Origin of the sequence: Enterobacter huaxiensis, from assembly GCF_003594935.2 — a bacterium.
Taxonomy (GTDB): Bacteria; Pseudomonadota; Gammaproteobacteria; order Enterobacterales; family Enterobacteriaceae; genus Enterobacter; species Enterobacter huaxiensis.
This window is the reverse complement of the sequence record NZ_CP043342.1, coordinates 3,170,021-3,192,189: the sequence shown is the minus strand read 5'-3', so window position 1 is coordinate 3,192,189 and position 22,169 is coordinate 3,170,021. Positions and strand designations below refer to the sequence as shown.

The window sequence follows — 22,169 nt, the reverse complement described above, 5'->3', positions numbered from 1 at the left end:
AAACAGGAATCATTTCAAATGGTTAAATCATTGTTAATTGCTGTTAATGAAAAGCTAACGTGCGACGATCTTGGCAAACTCTTGTTACGACTTGCCGTTGGCGGGCTGATGCTTTTTCACGGTTTGCATAAGTTATTTGGCGGGGTGGGGTTTATCAGCGGCATGCTGGTGGAAAAGGGACTGCCGGGGTTTATCGCCTATGGCGTGCTGATTGGTGAAGTGGTCGCGCCGATCCTGATTGTTATCGGGCTCTTTACGCGTCCGGCCGCGCTGGTGCTGGCCTTTACGATGATTGTGGCATGGCTGATGGTCGGGACGGGCAAAACCTTTGCGCTCGATGCCGTGGGCGCATGGGCGATTGAAAGCCTGGTGTATTTCTTCATCGGCGCGCTGGCTGTCGCATTTTTAGGAGCAGGGCGGTTTGCGGTAGGAAAAGATCCGGCGTGGCGCTGAGGATAACAAAAGTTGTTGTAGGTCGGGTAAACGTAGTGCCACCCGACAAAAAGCCCGGTGGCGCTGACGCTTACCGGGCCTACGATCGAACGTTTAACGCTTATGCGAGGACCAGATCCCCCTGCGGATGACAGGAACATGCCAGCACATAGCCCTCGGCAATTTCCGCCTCGGACAGCGTCATGGTGCTGGTGACGCTGTACTCCCCTGAGACCACCTTCGTCTTGCAGCAGCCGCACACGCCGGCACGACACGCAGCCACCACCGGCACCTTGTTGCTTTCCATCGCCTCCAGCAGCGTGGTACCTACGCGGCCAAAGAAGGTCTGTGCGGGCTGCAGCTTAGTGAACTGAATCCCGCTGGTTGCCGCTTCCGCCACGGGCGTGAAGAACTGCTCTTTGAAGAAGCGGGTTACGCCCAGCGCCTTCACTTCCTTCTCCACGATATCCATGTACGGCGCCGGGCCGCAGGTCATTACGGTGCGGTTCGCAATATCCGGCACGCTTTGCAGCAGCTCGGGGCTCAGACGACCGGCAACAAAGCCGTGCGTTGCGTTGTTTTCCGCCACCAGCGTTACCGGATAATTGCGCCACTCATCGGCAAAAATCACATCCTCGGGTGAACGTACGCTGAAAATCACCTGCACGTCAGCCTGCGGACGGTTTTTTGCCAGCCAGCGGCGCATCGACATCACCGGCGTGACGCCACAGCCCGCCGCCAGCAGCAGGAATTTATCCTCTGCCTTGTCGTCACAGGTGAATTCACCCTGCGCGTCGGACAGCCAGATGTAGTCTCCGCGCTTCACGTCGCGGGTCAGCCACTGAGAGCCCGCGCCGTCATCAATGCGGCGGATGGTCAGCGTAATGTACTCGCTCACGCCCGGCGTTGAGGAGATCGTGTAGGCGCGCAGGGTGTCCGCAGAATTGCGGACGCTGACCAGCGCATACTGACCTGCACGGTACGGATAGTAGTCGTGGCACAGCAGCGACAGCGTCCACACATCCGGCGTCTCCTGATGGATGTGATGAACCTGCATCCGCCACGGGCATTGTGAGGTTGGCATGGTCATGAATCTCTCCTTACGCGCTCAGCAGCTGCTTCATATCGTCTTCTACATTCGTTACTGAACGCAGACCGAATTTCTCGTTCAGCACCGCCAGCAGGTCTGGCGTCAGGAAGCCTGGCGCGGTCGGGCCGGTCACGATGTTGGTGACGCCGAGAGAGAGCAGGGTCAGCAGGATGACAATCGCTTTTTGTTCAAACCAGGAGAGCACCAGCGACAGCGGCAGATCGTTCACGCCGCAGCCCAGCTTCTCCGCCAGCGTGACCGCCAGAATAATGGCAGAGTACGCATCGTTACACTGACCCGCATCCACCAGGCGCGGCAGGCCTTCGATGTTGCCGAAGTCCAGCTTGTTGAAACGGTATTTCCCGCAGGCCAGGGTCAGGATCAGGCAGTCTTCCGGTACGCTGGTGGCGAAATCGGTGAAGTAGTTACGCTCACCGCGCGCGCCGTCACAGCCGCCGATCAGGAAGATGTGGCGCAGTTTTTCGCGGCTTACCAGGTCAATCAGGGAATCGGCGGCGCCCAGCAGGGTTTCGCGACCAAAGCCGACGGTGATCAGGTGTTCAATTTCGCTGTACGGGAAGCCCGCCATCTGCTGCGCCTGGGCGATTACCGGACCGAAGTCGTCACCTTCGAGGTGGCTGACGCCCGGCCAGCCGACAATGCTGCGCGTCCAGATGCGGTCGTCATACGCGCCTACGGTTGGGTCGATGATGCAGTTGGAGGTCATCACGATTGGGCCAGGGAAGCGGGCGAATTCAACCTGCTGGTTCTGCCAGCCGCTGCCGTAGTTACCGACCAGATGCTTAAATTTACGCAGCTCCGGGTAGCCGTGCGCGGGCAGCATTTCACCGTGGGTATAGACGTTAACGCCGGTCCCTTCGGTCTGCTTCAACAGGTTGTAGAGATCTTTAAGATCGTGACCGGAAATCAGGATGCACTTGCCTTCGGTCGCTTTCACGTTCACCTGAGTCGGCGTCGGGTGGCCGTAGGTGCTGGTTTCACCGGCATCCAGAATGCTCATCACGCGGAAGTTCATCTGGCCGATCTCCATTGAACACTCCAGCAGCGCGTTCATATCGGAAGGCCATGTGCCCAGCCATGCCATGATTTTGTGGTACTGAGCGTAGATATCGTTGTCGTACTGACCGAGAACGTGCGCGTGTTCCATATAGGCCGCGGCACCTTTCAGGCCGTACAGGCACAGCAGACGCAGGCCGAGAATGTTCTCGCCAATCGCCGCTTTGTCTTTATTCGGGGTAAATTCTGCCGCCTGGCGCTGCAGGTCACCCAGGTCGTCGCTCACCAGCTGGAGTTCCGACATAGGATTCTCAACGCGGGCGTTCGCATCGGCATTCAGGCACTGTGCTTTCAGCGCTTCACGCAGGGCAATCGCTTCGCGCGCGTAGCCGACAATGCGAGGAGAGTCGAAGTTAACGTTGGTCAGCGTAGAGAAAAATGCGCGGGGGGCGAAGCTGTCTACGTAGTGGTCAACAATGCCGTATTCGCGGGCCTTAAATGCCCATGCGGATAGCCCCTGCAGGGCCGCAATCAGCAGATCCTGCAGGTCTGACGTTTCTGCGGTTTTGCCGCACATACCCTGCGCGTAAGAGCAGCCATTGCCTGCCGGAGTACGGATGGTTTGTTCACATTGCACACAAAACATAATCACACCTGTTAAAGTTATATTTGATATACATGTTTAAGGTTATGCCTGTGCCGGAACGGAGAAAAGGTCTTTCTTCTACAAAATAGAGGGATATTGATTTAGCGCAATTTTGGCGGCAGGGTTGCTACCGCCAGAGGAGTATCAGGCAGAGAATAAGGCCATCAGGATGGGAACCAGCAGGCTCAAAATAAAGCCGTGTACGATGGCGGCGGGCACCAGCTCAATGCCGCCGGAGCGTTGCAATACCGGCAGGGTAAAGTCCATCGAGGTGGCACCACATAAGCCCAGCGCGGTGGAGCGGCTACGGCGCACCAGCCCCGGGATCAGCATGATGGCAATCAGCTCGCGCGCCAGATCGTTAAAGAAAGCGGCGCTGCCAATCACCGGGCCGAAGGACTCGGTCAGCAGGATCCCGGAGAGGGAATACCAGCCGAAGCCGGAGGCCATCGCCAGGCCGGTTTTCAGCGGCAGGTCGAGAATAAAGGCGTTAATGACCCCCGCGACCATTGAGCTGGCGATCACCACAACCGCTACCATCATTCCGCGACGGTTGAGGACAATCTGTTTCAGGGTCATGCCGTTATTTCGCAGCTGGATACCAATCAGGAACAGCAGGAATATCAGGGTATATTCACTGGCTTCGGTCGCGTGCTGTAAAAATGAAAAACCGGTCAGGCCAAGAAGAAAACCGAGTACCACGACGCCGCACAGTTTTAATGATTCCAGCGCCATTGCAATACGGGAAGGCAGTTTTTCCTGATGGTGCTTATTTTTCCAGGGAATAGTGCGCTCAAGCCAGAAGAGGGCCGCAATATTGCACAGCATAATAACCACGATGGTGACGGCAGAATAATGCAGTATCGATAATAAATTCGCCGCCAGGTTATCAAGGAATGCCAGGCTAATCCCCATAAAGAAAAGAATGACGTAAACAATCCAGCTGAGAAAATGATTAATAAGTCTTAATGCGGATTCACGGTGCAGCGGAATGAGGTAGCCCACGATCAGGGGCAGCAGAATGATGAGGAGTCCTGAAAACATGAACAGCCGGTCCTTTTGAGTATCTGTTAAGCGCCAGTGACACTACCCAATAAAGGCTGTTCAGTAAAGGGGCAAAACAAAGCCGGGAGGCGGCTACGCCTTACCCGGCCTGTATGTGCGGCCTGTTGCCCTCACCCTGGCCCTCTCCCATGGGGAGAGGGAGGGAAAGATTAATCGCGTTTTTCCAGCAGGGTGCGATACAGCACGCCACCCAGAATACCGCCGATAATTGGCATTACCCAGAACAACCACAGCTGCTCAAGCGCCCAGCCGCCCTGGAAGATAGCCACCGCGGTGCTGCGCGCCGGGTTAACGGAGGTGTTAGTTACCGGGATAGAGATCAGGTGAATCAGCGTCAGCGCCAGACCAATGGCAATAGGGGCGAAACCTGCCGGTGCGTGTTTGTCGGTCGCGCCGTGGATCACCAGAAGGAAGCCTGCGGTCAGCACGATTTCAATGACGATAGCAGACAGCATGGAGTAGCCGCCCGGTGAGTGTTCACCGAAACCGTTAGAAGCAAATCCGCTGGCCGCGGCGTCAAAGCCGGCTTTGCCGCTGGCAATAACGTACAGTACGGCCGCTGCAATAATGCCGCCTATAACCTGCGCAATAATGTAGCCCAGCACGTCTTTTACCGGGAAACGACCGCCGGCCCATAATCCCAGGGTTACCGCCGGGTTAAAATGACCGCCGGAAATATGACCCACAGCGAATGCCATGGTTAATACGGTTAAACCGAAAGCCAGTGCGACGCCGACGAAACCGATCCCTAATTCTGGGAACGCTGCGGCCAGAACTGCGCTACCGCAGCCGCCAAACACCAGCCAAAATGTACCGAAACATTCTGCCGCTAATTTTCTAAACATAACCACCTCAGTAATAAACTTCCGCACGTTTTCCCGCGCACGGGTATATCGCCATAAAGGGATGACGACTCAAAGAGCCATTATTTTGAAACTTTCAACACCCCTTCGCCACTTAAATAAATTCGATTAATTTGATTTAAGGCAATGTGATGTTATTCCTTGTTCAAACTGGAGGTAAATAGAGCATAGTCCAATTTGCGGGCGCTAGTATCTTGTGCCGGTAGCAATATTTCAAATGAAAGTTTACGGGTAAATTCTGAATTTATTGCTCATCCTCAAAATAATCACCGTCTGTTAGGGTGTCCAGCCAGGCTTCCTGCCGCTATACTGCTGATAACTTGAAGGAAAAAGTGATCATTTCGCGGGGGTTGTATGCTTCTCGAACGTGTGGAAATTGTCGGGTTTCGCGGTATCAACCGCCTGTCGCTGCAGCTGGAGCAAAATAACGTTCTGATCGGGGAAAACGCATGGGGTAAATCCAGCCTGCTGGATGCGCTGACCCTGCTGCTTTCCCCTGAAGATGATTTGTACCACTTCGTTCATGATGACTTCTGGTTTCCGCCGGGCGACGTTGCCGGGCGTGAAAAACATCTGCACATTATTTTGACTTTCCGGGAGTCCGAACCAGGCCGCCACCGCGTGCGCCGGTTCCGCCCAATGTCACCCTGCTGGGTGCCTTGTGATGATGATTATCACCGTATTTTCTACCGCCTCGAAGGTGAGATGGCAGAGAATGATGGGGTGCTCACCCTGCGTGAGTTCCTTGACGAGAAAGGTAATCCTCTCTCGCTGGATAATATTGACGAACTGGCTCGTCATTTGATTCGCCTGTCGCCCGTTCTGCGCTTGCGCGATGCGCGCTTTATGCGCCGGATCCGCAACGGCACCGTACCGAATATGCCTGACGTCGAAGTCACCGCCCGCGAGCTGGATTTCCTTGCGCGCGAACTGGTGTCACGCCCGCAGAACCTGACGGACGGGCAGATCCGTCAGGGGCTGTCTGCCATGGTACAGCTGCTGGAACACTACTTTTCCGAGCAGGGCACGGGGCAGTCACGTCATCGCCTGATGCGCCGCCGTTCTCACGATGAACAGCGAAGCTGGCGCTACCTCGATATCATTAACCGCATGATCGACCGCCCCGGTGGACGTACCCATCGGGTGATACTGCTTGGGTTGTTCTCAACGCTACTGCAGGCCAAAGGCACCGTCCGGCTGGATCGCGATGCGCGGCCGCTGCTGCTGGTGGAAGACCCTGAAACGCGCCTGCACCCGATCATGCTCTCTGTGGCGTGGCAGCTGCTCAATCTTCTGCCGCTCCAGCGCATCACAACCACCAATTCAGGCGAGCTGTTATCGCTCACGCCGGTGGAATACGTCTGCCGTCTGGTGCGTGAATCCTCGCGCGTATCGGCTTACCGGCTCGGGCCGGGCGGGCTGAATGCGGAAGACAGCCGCCGCATCGCGTTTCATATTCGCTTTAACCGCGCCTCGTCGCTGTTTGCCCGCTGCTGGCTGCTGGTAGAAGGGGAAACCGAGACATGGGTAATCAACGAGCTGGCGCGCCAGTGTGGTCATCACTTTGATGCGGAAGGCATTAAGGTTATTGAGTTTGCCCAGTCGGGCTTGAAGCCGCTGATCAAATTCGCCCGCAGAATGGGGATTCAATGGCATGTGCTGGTGGATGGCGATGATGCGGGGAAAAAGTATGCCGCGACCGTACGCAGCTTAATTAACAATGATCGGGAAGAGGAGCGCGAGCACCTGACAATACTGCCTGCCATGGACATGGAACACTTTATGTATCGTCAGGGCTTTGATGATGTCTTTCATCGCGTGGCGATGATCCCGGTTGATGTGCCCATGAACATGCGCCGGGTGATCGCCAAAGCCATTCATCGTTCGTCAAAACCGGATCTCGCCATCGAAGTGGCGACGGAAGCGGGAAGGCGAGGCGTTGAGTCAGTGCCGGGGCTGCTGCGCAAAATGTTCTCCCGCGTGCTCTGGCTGGCGCGCGGGAGAGCCGATTAGCTTCGGGTTGCCAGAGAAACCTGTTCAATCAGGCTGTCCAGCAGCACGTAGCGGCGGCGGTATTCGGCGCGTTTTTTACTCGCAATCTCTTCCATCGGTTTGCGCGGCATGACCAACGGCAGCGCGAAGTTGCCGTTATCCTGCTTTTGCCCGCCAATCGAGAGCCAGAAGCTGTCGTAATCCGCCAGCAGCGTCCCTTCTTTTTTCTTGCGGTAACGCCAGCTGCGGTAGATATGGGTAGCGTTACTCACCGCGAGGATCTGTTCGACCGGGAATGCGGCGCCCAGCGTCATCGCGGCCTCCACCAGCAGACGTTTCGGAAACAGGCCGTGGCACGCTTTGGTCGCGCCCTGAATGAGCTCATGGGGGACATGCGCTTTCGCGCCCTGTAACCCGCCGATAAAAAGGGTGAGCTTGCCTTCGAACGTGCACAGCGTGAAGGTCATTTCAGCCAGCGCCGTGCCCTGGCGATCGCAGAAGACGAGGGTCGCTTCACCTTCTTTATCCATAAACGCATCAGCACACAGGCGAACGGTAAATTGCTGTTCATCTTTGCCGGTTAAGGTCAGCAGCGTCATGCCTTGTTTTGACAGATAACCGTTCAGCAGCGCGGCAGGAAGTTTGCGACTCAGCGTTTGATAATGGCAGTCAAGTGATTCCAGTGCACTCTGGCGGGACATATTCACCGTCAGCCATGGTCGGTGCAGGCGGCACGGTAAACCCGGCTGTACCTGCAGCATTTGCATCAGGCGTGGTTGTTTTGCCAGGCCTGCGAGCAGGCGCGCTGTGCTCACCGGTGCGGCCAGCGAGCGTAACATGAACTTACGTCGATAGGCGGGGTTTTGCCACGCCAGCCCGGGCGTGATGGCACCGGATGCCAGGCTTTTAAAAAGCTGCCAGCCGGATTTAGGCAGCGGTAGTTGCGAATAAGGTGTATCGACGATAGAAGACATGTTAGATCCTGCTCCTTTTGGAAGATCGTCATTTCAGCAGGCGTAATGTCAACGTCATGTAAATAAAGAGGGGCTATTCCAGAAATCAGGGGTTTCGTTGAGGAGTGGTTTAGATAGAATCAACACTTATGATTGCCAGAACATTTATTTGGAATATTTATGAACCTTAAGGGAAAACGCAGAAAGCTGTTTCTGCTGCTGGCGGTGGTCGTATTAGTCGGCGGTTACTGGCTATGGCAGGTGCTTAACGCGCCCGTGCCACAGTATCAAACGCTGATCGTTCGCCCCGGCGAGCTCCAGCAAAACGTGCTGGCAACGGGCAAACTCGATGCCCTGCGCAAGGTGGACGTGGGTGCGCAGGTGAGCGGCCAGCTGAAAACGCTGTCGGTCGAGATTGGCGACAAGGTCAAAAAAGGCCAGCTCCTCGGGGTTATCGATCCTGAACAGGCTGAAAACCAGATCCGCGAAGTGGAGGCAACGCTCATGGAGCTGCGCGCCCAGCGCGCGCAGGCGCAGGCGGAGCGTAATCTTGCTCAGGTGACGCTGACGCGTCAGCAGGCGCTGGCCAAAACCCAGGCAATTTCGAAGCAGGATCTGGATACCGCCACAACGGAGCTGGCGGTAAAACAGGCGCAGATCGGCACCATCGACGCGCAAATCAAGCGTAACCAGGCCTCGCTCGATACGGCTAAAACCAACCTCGACTACACAAAAATCGTTGCGCCGATGGCAGGGGAAGTGACCCAGATTACTACGCTGCAGGGCCAGACGGTGATAGCCGCGCAGCAGGCACCGAATATCCTGACGCTGGCAGACATGAGCACCATGCTGGTGAAAGCGCAGGTCTCAGAGGCGGATGTCATTCACCTCAAGCCGGGGCAGAACGCCTGGTTTACCGTACTCGGCGATCCGCAGACCCGCTATGAAGGCGTGCTGAAAGATATTCTGCCGACGCCGGAAAAAGTGAACGATGCCATTTTCTACTATGCCCGCTTCGAAGTACCCAACCCGCAGGGCGTGCTGCGTCTGGACATGACCGCGCAGGTGCACATTCAGCTGACCGGCGTGAAAAACGTGCTGACCGTACCGCTCTCCGCGCTGGGTGAGTCCGCTGGCGACAGCCGCTATAAGGTCAAAGTGCTGCGCAACGGCGAAACGCGCGAGCGTGAAGTGGTGATTGGCGCGCGCAACGACACCGACGTGGTGGTGGTGAAAGGGCTGGAAGAGGGGGAGGAGGTTGTCACCAGCGAAAGCCTGCCCGGAGCCGCTAAATGACCGCCCTGCTGGAGCTGAATGATATTCGTCGCAGCTATCCGTCGGGTGACGGCCCGGTGGAGGTGCTGAAGGGCATCTCCCTGCGCGTGGAAGCCGGCGAGATGGTGGCGATTGTCGGGGCCTCAGGCTCAGGTAAATCGACGCTGATGAATATTCTGGGCTGTCTGGATAAACCCACCAGCGGCACCTATCGGGTGGCGGGAACGGACATTTCGACGCTGGACAGCGACGCGCTGGCGAAGCTGCGCCGTGAACACTTCGGCTTTATCTTCCAGCGTTATCATCTTCTCTCGCACCTGAGCGCGGCGCAAAACGTGGAAGTGCCCGCGGTCTATGCGGGCGTGGAGCGGAAAAAGCGGCTCGAACGCGCGAAGGCGCTGCTAACGCGTCTTGGGCTGGCGGAGCGGGTGGACTATCAGCCGTCGCAGCTTTCCGGTGGCCAGCAGCAGCGCGTGAGTATTGCCCGCGCGCTGATGAACGGCGGGCAGGTTATCCTCGCGGACGAACCGACCGGAGCGCTCGACAGCCATTCCGGCGAAGAGGTAATGGCAATCCTTCACCAGCTTCGCGACCAGGGGCATACGGTGATTATCGTCACCCACGACCCGCAGGTAGCGGCGCAGGCCGAGCGCATTATCGAGATCCACGACGGGGAGCTGGTCAGCAACCCGCCGCCGCGCCAGTCCAGAGCGGCGGCACCGAAAGAGGCGTTGCCCGCGCCGACCGGCTGGGGTCAATTCTCCAGCGGCTTTCGTGAAGCGCTGACCATGGCCTGGCTGGCGATGGCCGCCAATAAAATGCGCACCCTGCTGACCATGCTCGGCATCATCATCGGTATTGCCTCGGTGGTGTCGATTGTGGTGGTGGGCGATGCCGCGAAACAGCTGGTGCTGGCGGATATTCGCGCCATTGGTACCAACACCATTGACGTCTATCCCGGGAAAGACTTTGGTGACGATGAGCCGCAGAACCAGCAGGCGCTGAAATACGACGATCTGGCGGCGATCCAGAAGCAGCCGTGGGTCAACTCGGCCACGCCAGCGGTGTCGCAAAACCTGCGCCTGCGCTACGGCAATATTGACGTGGCGGCCAGCGCTAACGGCGTAAGCGGTGATTACTTCAACGTCTACGGTATGACCTTTAGCCAGGGCTCTACCTTTAACGCAGAGCAGCTGGCGGGCAGAGCGCAGGTCGTGGTATTGGATGACAACTCGCGCAGGCAGCTCTTCCCGAATAAAACGAACGTGGTCGGCGAAGTGATCCTCGTAGGCAACATGCCTGCTACCGTAATCGGCGTAGCGGAAGAGAAGCAGTCGATGTTTGGCAGCAGCAAGGTCCTGCGCGTCTGGCTGCCCTATACCACCATCTCCGGGCGGATCATGGGGCAATCCTGGCTCAACTCTATCACCGTACGCGTAAAAGAGGGCTACGACAGCGCCATGGCCGAACAGCAGCTCGAGCGGCTGTTAACGCTGCGCCACGGGAAGAAGGATTTCTTCACCTGGAACATGGACGGCCTCTTGAAAACGGCGGAAAAGACCACACGTACTCTTCAGATGTTCCTGACGCTGGTGGCGGTGATTTCGCTGGTCGTCGGCGGCATCGGGGTGATGAATATCATGCTGGTGTCGGTCACGGAGCGCACGCGAGAGATCGGCATCCGCATGGCTGTCGGCGCCAGAGCCAGCGATGTGCTGCAGCAGTTTCTGATTGAGGCGGTGCTAGTGTGTCTGGTGGGCGGAGCGATGGGCATTGCGCTCTCCATGATGATCGCCTTTGCGCTTCAGCTCTTTTTACCGGGCTGGGAGATCGGCTTCTCGCCGGTGGCGATCCTCACGGCATTCCTGTGTTCGACCTTCACCGGCATTTTGTTTGGCTGGTTGCCGGCACGCAATGCGGCGCGGCTGGATCCGGTGGATGCGCTGGCGCGCGAATAGGCTGAAAATAAAAATGCCAGCCGATCGGGCTGGCATTTTGCCTGCGGGGTGTACACAATGAATCAGAGAGCTATGCAACCGCTTCTGCTTCAACGGGGACGATTAGACTGGCGTGATTGCCTTTTGGCCCCTGGTGTACATCGAACCGGACGGATTGCCCGGCTTTGAGCGTCCTGTAACCATCCATCTGAATGGTGGAATAGTGAGCGAAGATATCCTCGCCGCCGCCTTCAGGGCAGATGAAGCCAAACCCTTTGGCGTTGTTGAACCACTTAACAGTACCCATTTCCATGCTTCGACATCCTTCGTAAATCTTATAAATTAAGATGGAATGAACCGGTGGTGGAGTGGGGGCTGTTCAAAACCTCGCCAACTCACGCTTGTACAATTTAGATAAACGAAAGAAGCCGTCAAGCGTTTGGCACCGGAGTTGGGACAATAATCAACCAAAATTTGAAGCAGTTAACGCTATTGCAATAGTTTGTGACAGACATCGCGGATGACAGTAATAGATGATTGTTATCTAACATCTGAGGTAGATTCATAGTGATTATGCAAAATGGGTAAGAGTAACGACTGGCTGGATTTTGACCAGCTGGCGGAAGAAAAAGTGCGCGACGCGCTAAAACCGCCATCTATGTATAAAGTTATGTTAATGAACGATGATTACACGCCGATGGAATTTGTTATTGACGTGCTACAAAAGTTCTTTTCTTATGATGTAGAACGTGCAACGCAACTGATGCTTACCGTTCATTATCGAGGCAAAGCGATCTGCGGCATCTTTACTGCCGAAGTCGCAGAATCCAAAGTGGCGATGGTGAACGACTATGCAAGGGAGAACGAGCATCCGTTGCTGTGTACGCTGGAAAAGGCCTGAAAAGGCATAAAATTGGGGGAGGTGCCTATGCTCAATCAAGAACTGGAACTCAGTTTAAACATGGCTTTCGCCAGAGCGCGTGAGCACCGACATGAGTTTATGACCGTCGAGCACTTACTGCTCGCACTGCTTAGCAACCCATCTGCCCGCGAAGCGCTGGAAGCATGCTCCGTGGATCTGGTGGCGCTACGTCAGGAACTCGAAGCCTTCATCGAACAAACCACACCGGTGCTGCCAGCCAGTGAAGAAGAGCGCGACACGCAGCCGACGCTCAGCTTCCAGCGCGTGCTGCAGCGCGCGGTCTTCCACGTCCAGTCTTCAGGACGTAGTGAAGTGACTGGCGCAAACGTCCTTGTTGCCATCTTTAGCGAGCAGGAGTCACAGGCTGCCTACCTGCTGCGTAAACACGAAGTCAGCCGACTCGACGTGGTTAACTTTATCTCTCACGGAACGCGCAAAGACGAGCCTAACCAGCCGTCCGATCCCAGCAGTCAGGTCAACAACAATGAAGAGCAAGCAGGCGGGGAGGATCGTATGGAAAACTTCACCACCAACCTTAACCAGCTTGCTCGCGTTGGCGGTATCGACCCGCTGATTGGCCGCGATAAAGAGCTGGAGCGCGCAATCCAGGTGCTGTGCCGTCGCCGCAAGAACAACCCGCTGCTGGTGGGTGAGTCTGGCGTGGGTAAAACCGCGATTGCCGAAGGCCTTGCCTGGCGTATTGTGCAGGGCGACGTGCCGGAAGTGATTGCCGACTGCACCATCTACTCGCTGGACATCGGCTCGCTGCTGGCGGGCACCAAATACCGCGGTGATTTTGAAAAACGCTTCAAGGCGCTGTTAAAACAGCTGGAGCAGGACACCAGCAGCATCCTGTTTATCGATGAGATCCACACCATCATCGGCGCGGGCGCGGCCTCCGGTGGCCAGGTGGATGCCGCTAACCTGATCAAACCGCTGCTCTCCAGCGGCAAGATCCGCGTGATGGGCTCCACGACCTACCAGGAGTTCAGCAACATTTTCGAGAAAGACCGCGCGCTGGCGCGTCGCTTCCAGAAAATTGACGTAACCGAGCCGTCCGTTGACGAAACGGTGCAGATCATCAACGGCCTGAAAACCAAGTACGAAGCACACCACGACGTGCGATACACTGCGAAAGCGGTACGTGCGGCGGTGGAGCTGGCGGTGAAATACATCAACGACCGTCATCTGCCGGACAAGGCGATTGACGTGATTGATGAAGCGGGCGCGCGTGCGCGCCTGATGCCGGCCAGCAAGCGTAAGAAAACCGTTAACGTGGCGGATATTGAGTCCGTGGTGGCCCGCATCGCGCGTATCCCTGAGAAGAGCGTTTCTCAGAGCGACCGCGACACGCTGCGCACCCTCGGCAATCGCCTGAAAATGCTGGTCTTTGGTCAGGATAAAGCCATTGAGGCCTTAACCGAAGCGATCAAGATGGCCCGCGCCGGGCTGGGGCATGACCACAAGCCTGTCGGTTCCTTCCTGTTCGCCGGCCCGACCGGCGTGGGGAAAACCGAGGTGACGGTTCAGCTCTCGAAAGCGCTGGGCATTGAGCTGCTGCGCTTTGATATGTCCGAGTACATGGAGCGTCACACCGTCAGCCGTTTGATTGGTGCGCCTCCGGGATACGTGGGCTTTGATCAGGGCGGCCTGCTCACCGACGCGGTGATCAAGCATCCGCACGCGGTCCTGCTGCTCGATGAAATCGAGAAGGCGCACCCGGACGTGTTTAACATCCTGCTGCAGGTGATGGACAACGGGACGCTGACCGACAACAACGGGCGCAAGGCGGACTTCCGCAACGTGGTGCTGGTGATGACCACCAACGCCGGGGTACGTGAAACCGAGCGTAAATCTATCGGCCTGATCCACCAGGATAACAGCACCGATGCGATGGAGGAGATCAAGAAGATCTTCACGCCGGAGTTCCGCAACCGTCTGGACAACATTATCTGGTTCGATCACCTGTCTACCGAGGTGATCCATCAGGTGGTGGACAAGTTCATCGTCGAGCTGCAGGTTCAGCTGGATCAGAAAGGCGTATCGCTGGAAGTCAGTCAGGAGGCCCGCAACTGGCTGGCTGAGAAAGGCTACGACCGTGCGATGGGTGCCCGTCCGATGGCGCGCGTGATTCAGGACAACCTGAAGAAACCGCTGGCGAACGAGCTGCTGTTTGGCTCGCTGGTGGACGGCGGCCAGGTGACCGTGGCGCTGGATCAGGCGAAGAACGAACTGACGTACGATTTCCAGAGTGCGGCGAAGCACAAGCCGGAAGCGGCTCACTGAGTTGAAAGGTACAAGCAAAACGGCAACTTCGGTTGCCGTTTTTTTTGTTTACTCCCTCTCCCTGTGGGAGAGGGCCGGGGTGAGGGCATCAGGCCGCAGAGGAATTTTGCGAGGCGCTTTCCAGTTTCTTTCGAAGTCAGTTGCTGGATAAATCTACAGTAATAAAATGGCGACGCACCTGCAAAATCAGGTGCCGGGATTGGCGTCCTGAAAGTGTGTGCACAGACAATCTTGCGTGCATAAAGGATTACATATGACTAATATTAATAGCTTCTCCCAGCTCTACACCGAACTCTCCCTCAACCCCGATCTCACAACCCTGGCCGAGCGCTGCAAGCTGCTCACCGAAATCCTTCTCGACTGCAAATCACTCCCGCAAACGCAGCCCGTTTGCCGCTGTCTTGGGGCCTGGCTGGAAGAGGTGAAAACCGGCCTCACAGAATCAATGCGTGATTTTCAGGTGGTGGAGTTTGAGGATGAAGCGGAACAACCGCGACCAAAAGAGTGGCTGCTGGAGGATACAGAAACGAAATGCGACTACTGCCGGGCGTTAAACCACGTACTGCTGGTATCGCATTTTGACCGCAATATGCTGCCGCACCTGACGGGATTACTCCACGACATGGCTCATTCAATGGCGGGGGATTTAATCGCGCCTGTACAACCCTGGATGACAATACATCTTCCAACGCAGCAGCGCTAAAGCCATAAATAAAAAAGGCCGGGATAATCCCGACCTTTTAAATATTCATCTGCCATTACAGGCGAAAACAATTAGCGACTACGGAAGACAATGCGGCCTTTGCTCAGGTCGTACGGGGTCAGTTCAACAGTCACTTTGTCGCCCGTTAAAATGCGGATGTAGTTTTTGCGCATTTTACCGGAGATGTGCGCAGTTACCACGTGACCGTTTTCCAGCTCTACGCGAAACATGGTATTAGGCAACGTATCAAGTACGGTACCCTGCATTTCAATATTGTCTTCTTTGGCCATCTAATCCTCTGGGGTATCACTACCAAGTTTTGAACCGGCAAGATAATGCCGAAATTCATCAATTAAGTAAAGAATTGCGCGATTAAAACGCAGCAAAACAGTTTCAGCGCATTGCCCAAGCGTCACGGTACAACCGAACAGGAAGCGCATTCGTAAAGGGGAGACAACAGGATAAACGTCAGGACGTTATCTGAAGCGGGGGTCCCAAACGGCGGCGGGGCAACAGGCAGAAGCTACTCTGCGGCGTAATTATAACACCCTCATAAAAAATATGCGGAAAACATTTAGGCATTAGGCAGAAAGAGCGTACGCGGCACCCAGAAGTCGCGCGGGAGCTTCTCCTGGCGGCAATTATCGAGGTGCTCAATGTAGTGGCGACGGGAAATTTCGACGGCGCCGAGGGAGGCAGTGTGCTCATTGAGCACCTGGCAGTCCATCAGCTGTCCGCCGCGATGCGCAAACTCCTGGCAAAAGACCAGCAGCGCACTTTTTGAGGCGTTAGCGGCGCGGGAGAACATCGACTCCCCGCAAAACAGCGTTCCTTGCGCCACGCCGTACATACCGCCGACAAGTTCGCCGCCGTCCCATACTTCAATGGAATGCGCGTAGCCAAGCTCGTGCAGCTGGTGGTAGGCGGTGATGATATCGCGGGTGATCCATGTTCCTTCGTGACGGTCTTCAGCGCAGCCTTCAATGACCTGACCAAAGGCGTGGTTCAGCGTCACGCGGTAGGGTGATTTTGCATGGAAACGCTTCATGCTGCGGCTGACATGAAATTGTGCTGGCCACAGCACGGCGCGCGGGTCGGGCGACCACCATAAAATCGGGTCGCCGGGTGAAAACCAGGGAAAGATCCCACGCTGGTAGGCCATCAACAGACGAGCCGGGCTGAGATCGCCGCCGAGCGCCAGCAACCCATTTGGTTCACGCAGCGCCCCCTCCGGGGAAGGGAACGCAATATTATGACGAGACAGCTGGACCAGGCGCATGACAACAGAACTCCAATACGCGAGTGAGGATCGGTACTAATATAGCCTACAGACGCTGTTTAAACTGGTAGTAGCGACCCTGTTTTGCCAACAATTCTGCGTGATTACCTTGCTCAATAATGTGTCCGTTGTCCATCACAATTATCCGATCGAAACTCGCCAGCCCGCGCAGGCGGTGCGTGACCATCAGCACCGTTTTGCCAGCCATGACGGTAGCCAGTAAATCCAGAATTTGGCTTTCGGTTGTGGCGTCCAGCCCTTCTGTTGGCTCGTCGAGCAGCATCAGGGGCGCATCGTGTAGCAGCGCGCGCGCAATCGCCAGTCGGCGCAGTTCGCCGCCAGAGAGCTGACGACCGCCTTCACCCAGCCAGCCGTTTAACCCGTCGTCCTCAAGCAGCTTGTGCAGACCGACTTGTTCGAGCGTCGTGCACAGTGCGTCGTCAGAGGCATCGGGTGCCGCCAGCAGCAGGTTATCGCGCAGTGTAGCGCTAAACAGATGCACCCGCTGTGGCACCACGCTGACGGTTTTACGTAAGGCCTGCTCGCCGAAATCAGCCAGCTTTACATCGTTAAACTGGATCTGTCCTTGCTGCGGATCCCAGGCGCGCGTCAAAAGCTGCAGAAGCGTTGACTTACCGCAGCCGGTACGGCCCAGGATCGCAATTCGCTGACCCGCGCTTACCGAAAGGGTGATCCCTTCCAGCGCGTTCTGCCCCTGCTTGTCGTAGGCAAACGTGACGTCGTTCAGCGTCAATGCAACCTGCGCTGGTACCGATGTCTGGCTAGCGGTGAACGTCACCTCGGGTTCCTGCTCGGCAATTTCCGTGATGCGCAGGGCAGAGGCGATAACCTGTCCAAGATGCTGGAAGGCCCCCGTCACGGGTGCAAGCGCTTCGAAGGCCGCCAGCGCGCAGAAAACAAAGAGTGCAATCAGCGGGCCTGGCTGCAGGTTAGCGCCCACGCCGCCGGAGGCCATCCACAGCATCGCGATAACAGCCACGCCACCGATGAGCATCATCAGCGCCTGAGAGAAGGCCGTCAGTTCAGACTGTCGGCGCTGCGCCTCGTGCCAGTTTAGCTCTGTACTTTCCATCCGTGCGCGGTAGCGCCTGCTGGCGCCAAAGATAGTCAGCTCTGCCTGCCCCTGCAGCCAGGAGGTCAGCTGTTGACGATATTCCCCGCGCAGGCGCGTGAGGTTTTCGCCGGTGGATTTACCCGCTCGATAGAACAGCGGCGGCAGGAAAATCAACGTTAGCAGCATAATGCCGCCGAGCGTCAGCGCGATTGGGACATCCAGAACGCACAGCCCCAGCGTCACCACGACAATCACCACGAAGGCGCCGACAATCGGCGATATTACGCGCAGATAGAGGTGGTCCAGCGTATCGACATCCGCCACGACGCGGTTGAGCAATTCCCCCTGGCGAAAGCGCGCCAGCCCGGCAGGGGAGAGGGGCAGCAGCCTGCTGAAGGTGTATATACGCAGGTGCTGCAGCACGCGGAAGGTTGCATCGTGGCTGACCAGGCGCTCGAAGTAGCGCCCGGCAGTGCGGGTGATGGCCGTGCCACGCACGCCCGCGGCGGGCAGCATATAGTTGAAGCTATAGAGCCCCGCGAAGCCAGCCGCGGCAGAGGCCGACAGGAACCAGCCAGAGAGCGTAAGCAGGCCGATGCTTGCCAGCAGGGTAATAATTGCCAGCACGATGCCTAGCGTCAGCATCCATTTGTGGCGTTTATAGAGCGCAAGATAGGGGAGCAGGGCGCGCATCAGATGTCCTCCTGACGATTCGCCAGCAGAGAGGCAAATGGCCCCTTCGCGGCAACGAGTGAGGCGTAATCGCCGTGCTCAACGATGTGACCGTTTTCCATCACCCAGATTTGATCCCAGTCGGCTATGCCTTCCAGCTGATGGGTAACCATCAGCGTGGTCTGCTGCCGTGAGGCGGCGTTAAGCGCCTCCATCACGCGCTGCTCGCTGTGTGCGTCCAGGCTGGCCGCGGGCTCATCAAGCAGCATAAGCTGGCACGGGTTAAGCAGCGCGCGCGCAACGGCAACGCGCTGAGCCTGCCCGACGGAGAGCCCGGCAGACTGGTCGCCGACGACCGTATCGACGCCCTGTTGAAGCAGCGGCAGAAACTCGCTGACCCAGGCGCGATCGAGCACGGACTGGAGCTCATCTTCACGCGCATCCGGACGCGCCAGCAGCACATTCTCGCGCAGCGTAGATGCCGGAAGCTGTGGGTTTTGCCCAACCCAGCTCAGCTGTTTACGCCAGGCGTCAGGGTCAAGATCGCGCAGTTCGGTTTTATTAACCCGCAGCGAACCGGTATAGGCCATAAAGCCGGAGAGCGCATTCAGCAGAGAACTTTTCCCCGATCCGCTGGTGCCGACCAGCACCACGCGTTGTCCGGCTGGCAGGGTAAAGTTCAGCGGGCCTGCCAGCACTTTGCCTTCGGGCGACAGGATAGAAAAATCCTGCGCTTCAAGGGTCACCGGCTCTTTCGCATTCAGCGTGGCTTCACCACGCTCCGGGTGCGCCAGCGGCGTTTCCAGGAAGGTTTTCAGGCTGTCGGCGGCACCAATGGCCTGCGCTTTGGCATGATAAAAGGTGCCGAGATCGCGAAGCGGCTGGAAAAATTCCGGGGCCAGGATCAGCGCCAGGAAGCCAGCGGAAAGCGTTACCGCTGTCCCGTAGTGGCCGAAATCCAGCGCACCGAGATAGGAGAAGCCAAAGTAGACGGCTACCAGCGCAATCGACAACGACGTAAAGAATTCAAGCACGCCGGACGACAGGAACGCCAGACGCAGCACTTCCATGGTGCGCTGACGGAAGTCCTGCGACGCATGACGAATGTTTTCAGTCTCTGCTTCACCGCGGCCAAATATACGCAGGGTTTCCATCCCGCGCAGTCGGTCAAGGAAATGGCCGCTCAGGCGGCCCAGCGCCAGGAAGTTACGCCGGTTGGCATCCGCTGCGCCCATTCCTACCATCGCCATAAACAGCGGGATCAGCGGGGCGGTGCCGAGCAAGATCAGCGCGGCAACCCAGTTGATCGGAAAAATGACGATCACAATCAGCAGCGGTACGAAAACGGCCAGCGCCATCTGCGGCAGGTAGCGGGCATAGTAGTCGTGCATGTCGTCAATCTGTTCAAGAATTAGCGTTGCCCAGCTACCGGCAGGCTTGCCCTGGATCCATGCGGGACCGGCGTCCTGAAGACGGTCCAGAACCTGTCGACGGATCTCATAGCGAATATGCTGTCCGGCGTGAAAACCGACGCGTTCACGCAGCCAGACCACCCAGGCGCGCAGGACAAAGATCAGAACCAAAACGACAAAAGGCAGCAGAAGCGCCTCGCGCGGGATGTTCTCCATGATCATATGGTTAAGAATGCGGGCCAGCAGCCATGCCTGGGCAACAATCAACAAACCGCTGATAAACCCCAAAAGACGGGAAATCATAAGCCAGCGGCGGGAAATAACGCTTTGCTGTTTTAGCCAGCGTGTTAACTCTTGTTGACGGGTTTTTTCCATTGCGTACTTTGCAGGTGACGTTATAAGAAATTAGACAACTGCATGTTACACGCGGGGAAAAATAAAGGCGACCAGTGGCCGCCTTTATTTACGTTTGTTACTGACTTGTAAAGATTATTTACCTGTTTCAGCCAGCCCGTCCAGGTAGCGCTCCGCATCCAGCGCGGCCATACAGCCGGTGCCCGCAGAGGTGATCGCCTGACGATAAATATGGTCCATCACGTCGCCTGCTGCGAATACGCCGGGGATGCTGGTCTGGGTCGCATTGCCGTGAATACCGGACTGCACTTTGATGTAGCCGTTTTCCAGCTCAAGCTGACCGTCGAAGATTGCGGTGTTCGGGCTGTGACCGATTGCCACGAACAGGCCTGCCACTTCCAGCGACTCCACGTTGTCGGTGTTCTGTGTGTCGCGCAGGCGCAGGCCGGCAACGCCCATCTGATCGCCGGTAACTTCTTCCAGCGTACGGTGGGTGTGCAGCACGATGTTGCCGCTCGCCACTTTATCCATCAGACGTTTGATCAGAATTTTTTCTGCGCGGAAGGTGTCGCGACGGTGGATCAGGTGCACTTCGGAGGCGATGTTCGCCAGATAAAGCGCTTCTTCCACCGCGGTGTTGCCGCCGCCGATCACCGCGACTTTCTGGTTGCGATAGAAGAAACCGTCGCAGGTGGCGCAGGCAGACACGCCGCGGCCTTTAAACGCTTCTTCTGACGGCAGACCAAGATAACGGGCCGATGCGCCGGTGGCGATAATCAACGCGTCACAGGTGTATTCGCCGCTGTCGCCCGTCAGACGGAACGGACGGTTCTGCAGATCGACCTTGTTAATGTGGTCGAACAGAATTTCGGTTTCGAATTTGGCGGCATGCTCGTGCATGCGTTCCATCAGCAGCGGCCCGGTCAGGTCATTCGGGTCGCCTGGCCAGTTTTCGACTTCGGTGGTGGTGGTCAGCTGACCGCCTTTTTCCATGCCGGTGATGAGTACCGGGTGCAGGTTAGCGCGTGCAGCATAGACCGCTGCGGTATATCCCGCAGGTCCAGAACCAAGGATTAGCAGCTTACTGTGTTTAGCCGTGCCCATGAGATCCCCATTGTTGTTGGCAGACATTTGGCTGGATTGTAGGGAATTTGTTGCCGTAAAAAAAGAGCGCAGAAATTTTGATATCGATATGTGCGATAGGTACGGACGATAAATTGAGCGCTATAACATAACGCTTTCTACTGAAATCCGGTTGTTTATAAGGCAATAAAATGATGATTAATACCCTAGCGTAATGAATATCCGGCATGTTGTACTAAAAATCGATGTTTTGCTTTGACAATCCCCTGCGCTTTTGCGAAAACATTCAAGGAAGAAAAAAAACCGCATTACTCGTGTGCCGCATAGGCATGCACGTAAATGCCATTTTTACCGGGTCAGTGAAATCTACGCATGGCGTGGACAGACGCCATACGTGATGTCGGTGACTGCCTTAAGGCAACGGTCTTCTTAACAAACAGAACCCGAATCCACATTGCGTCTAACACATAACCAGGCGATGTGATGAATAACGGGTACAGGCTCTGAACAGTGATGTGCACAGGGTCCAGGCAGGAGTAGGGAAGGAATACAGAGAGACAATAATAATGGTAGATAGCAAGAAGCGCCCTGGCAAAGATCTCGACCGTATCGATCGTAACATTCTTAATGAATTGCAAAAGGATGGGCGTATTTCCAACGTCGAGCTTTCAAAACGTGTGGGACTTTCCCCGACGCCGTGCCTTGAGCGCGTGCGCCGACTGGAAAGACAGGGTTTTATTCAGGGCTACACGGCTCTGCTTAACCCGCATTATCTGGATGCCTCACTTCTGGTATTTGTTGAGATTACTCTGAATCGTGGTGCGCCGGATGTGTTTGAACAATTCAACTCCGCTGTACAAAAACTTGAAGAAATTCAAGAGTGTCATCTGGTTTCCGGTGATTTCGACTACCTGTTGAAAACCCGCGTGCCGGACATGTCCGCCTACCGTAAGCTGCTGGGTGAAACCTTGCTGCGTCTGCCAGGCGTGAATGACACCCGTACCTATGTGGTGATGGAAGAGGTCAAACAGAGCAATCGTCTGGTTATTAAGACGCGCTAACACGGAACAGGTGCAAAATCAGTGTAGTTTGATTACACTCCTGTTAATCCAT

General features: G+C 56.4%; 19 protein-coding genes. 8 read left to right on the top strand and 11 right to left on the bottom strand.

What is annotated here, in order from left to right:
• Window positions 1–18 precede the first annotated feature (18 nt).
• Window positions 19–453, top strand: coding sequence for a DoxX family protein (locus tag D5067_RS15265; RefSeq protein ID WP_119934886.1), 435 nt, complete (start codon window positions 19–21; stop codon window positions 451–453).
• A gap of 100 nt (window positions 454–553) precedes the next feature.
• On the opposite strand, the gene hcr is transcribed toward D5067_RS15265, so the two are convergent.
• The 4 genes from hcr to aqpZ form a co-directional block, all read right to left on the bottom strand.
• Window positions 554–1,522 carry an NADH oxidoreductase gene (gene hcr, locus D5067_RS15260; RefSeq protein ID WP_119934885.1) on the bottom strand — a complete coding sequence of 323 codons (969 nt, stop codon included), beginning with the start codon at window positions 1,520–1,522 and terminating at the stop codon, window positions 554–556.
• A 10-nt stretch (window positions 1,523–1,532) separates the two neighbouring features.
• On the bottom strand, window positions 1,533–3,185 hold the full coding sequence (gene hcp, locus D5067_RS15255) for a hydroxylamine reductase (RefSeq protein ID WP_119934884.1): 1,653 nt from the start codon (window positions 3,183–3,185) through the stop codon (window positions 1,533–1,535).
• Window positions 3,186–3,329: 144 nt separating this feature from the next.
• Window positions 3,330–4,229 (bottom strand): LysO family transporter, encoded by a 900-nt coding sequence (locus D5067_RS15250; protein ID WP_119934883.1) that lies wholly within the window; start codon window positions 4,227–4,229, stop codon window positions 3,330–3,332.
• A gap of 170 nt (window positions 4,230–4,399) precedes the next feature.
• Window positions 4,400–5,095: an aquaporin Z gene (gene aqpZ, locus D5067_RS15245; protein ID WP_119934882.1), complete on the bottom strand. Its 696-nt coding sequence runs from the start codon at window positions 5,093–5,095 to the stop codon at window positions 4,400–4,402.
• Between the two features lie 372 nt (window positions 5,096–5,467).
• Here aqpZ and D5067_RS15240 point away from each other — a divergent pair, with 372 nt between their 5' ends.
• Window positions 5,468–7,126 (top strand): ATP-dependent endonuclease, encoded by a 1,659-nt coding sequence (locus tag D5067_RS15240; protein WP_119934881.1) that lies wholly within the window; start codon window positions 5,468–5,470, stop codon window positions 7,124–7,126.
• Here D5067_RS15240 and D5067_RS15235 read toward each other — a convergent pair.
• Window positions 7,123–8,079, bottom strand: a complete 957-nt coding sequence (locus tag D5067_RS15235; RefSeq protein WP_119934880.1) for a VirK/YbjX family protein — start codon at window positions 8,077–8,079, stop codon at window positions 7,123–7,125. The genes D5067_RS15240 and D5067_RS15235 overlap by 4 nt on opposite strands.
• Before the next feature lie 159 nt (window positions 8,080–8,238).
• Here D5067_RS15235 and macA point away from each other — a divergent pair, with 159 nt between their 5' ends.
• Both macA and macB read left to right on the top strand, forming a co-directional pair.
• Complete coding sequence (macA, locus tag D5067_RS15230; protein WP_119934879.1) at window positions 8,239–9,354, top strand: macrolide transporter subunit MacA; 1,116 nt, start codon at window positions 8,239–8,241, stop codon at window positions 9,352–9,354.
• Complete coding sequence (gene macB / locus D5067_RS15225) at window positions 9,351–11,291, top strand: macrolide ABC transporter ATP-binding protein/permease MacB (RefSeq protein WP_119934878.1); 1,941 nt, start codon at window positions 9,351–9,353, stop codon at window positions 11,289–11,291. Before macA ends, macB begins: the two co-directional genes overlap by 4 nt.
• A 70-nt stretch (window positions 11,292–11,361) precedes the next feature.
• Here the strand turns inward: macB and cspD are convergent, their stop codons facing one another.
• Entirely contained in the window at window positions 11,362–11,583 is a 222-nt protein-coding gene (gene cspD, locus D5067_RS15220; protein WP_006174390.1) for a cold shock-like protein CspD, read from the bottom strand.
• A 267-nt stretch (window positions 11,584–11,850) separates the two neighbouring features.
• Between cspD and clpS the strand changes: the two genes are divergently transcribed.
• The 3 genes from clpS to D5067_RS15205 all read left to right on the top strand — a co-directional run bounded on the left by clpS (window position 11,851) and on the right by D5067_RS15205 (window position 15,181).
• A complete protein-coding gene (gene clpS, locus D5067_RS15215) occupies window positions 11,851–12,171 on the top strand; it encodes an ATP-dependent Clp protease adapter ClpS (RefSeq protein WP_119934877.1) in 321 nt (106 codons plus the stop codon).
• Between the two features lie 27 nt (window positions 12,172–12,198).
• Entirely contained in the window at window positions 12,199–14,478 is a 2,280-nt protein-coding gene (gene clpA / locus D5067_RS15210; RefSeq protein ID WP_119934876.1) for an ATP-dependent Clp protease ATP-binding subunit ClpA, read from the top strand.
• Between the two features lie 253 nt (window positions 14,479–14,731).
• The gene (locus tag D5067_RS15205) at window positions 14,732–15,181 is read left to right on the top strand and encodes a hypothetical protein (protein ID WP_119934875.1); all 450 of its coding nucleotides are present in this window, start codon (window positions 14,732–14,734) and stop codon (window positions 15,179–15,181) included.
• Window positions 15,182–15,252: 71 nt separating this feature from the next.
• Here D5067_RS15205 and infA read toward each other — a convergent pair whose 3' ends face one another.
• From infA to trxB, 5 genes are all read right to left on the bottom strand, one after another.
• Complete coding sequence (infA, locus tag D5067_RS15200; protein ID WP_002211347.1) at window positions 15,253–15,471, bottom strand: translation initiation factor IF-1; 219 nt, start codon at window positions 15,469–15,471, stop codon at window positions 15,253–15,255.
• 284 nt (window positions 15,472–15,755) lie between these two features.
• Window positions 15,756–16,460, bottom strand: a complete 705-nt coding sequence (gene aat / locus D5067_RS15195; RefSeq protein WP_119934874.1) for a leucyl/phenylalanyl-tRNA--protein transferase — start codon at window positions 16,458–16,460, stop codon at window positions 15,756–15,758.
• Between the two features lie 46 nt (window positions 16,461–16,506).
• Window positions 16,507–18,228: a heme ABC transporter ATP-binding protein/permease CydC gene (cydC, locus tag D5067_RS15190; protein WP_119934873.1), complete on the bottom strand. Its 1,722-nt coding sequence runs from the start codon at window positions 18,226–18,228 to the stop codon at window positions 16,507–16,509.
• Window positions 18,228–19,994, bottom strand: a complete 1,767-nt coding sequence (gene cydD, locus D5067_RS15185) for a heme ABC transporter permease/ATP-binding protein CydD (protein ID WP_119934872.1) — start codon at window positions 19,992–19,994, stop codon at window positions 18,228–18,230. The genes cydC and cydD overlap by 1 nt, the downstream gene beginning before the upstream one ends.
• Window positions 19,995–20,108: 114 nt before the next feature.
• Entirely contained in the window at window positions 20,109–21,077 is a 969-nt protein-coding gene (gene trxB, locus D5067_RS15180; RefSeq protein WP_119934871.1) for a thioredoxin-disulfide reductase, read from the bottom strand.
• A 545-nt stretch (window positions 21,078–21,622) separates the two neighbouring features.
• Between trxB and lrp the strand changes: the two genes are divergently transcribed.
• Window positions 21,623–22,117, top strand: a complete 495-nt coding sequence (gene lrp, locus D5067_RS15175; RefSeq protein WP_002439523.1) for a leucine-responsive transcriptional regulator Lrp — start codon at window positions 21,623–21,625, stop codon at window positions 22,115–22,117.
• The last annotated feature ends 52 nt before the right edge of the window (window positions 22,118–22,169 follow it).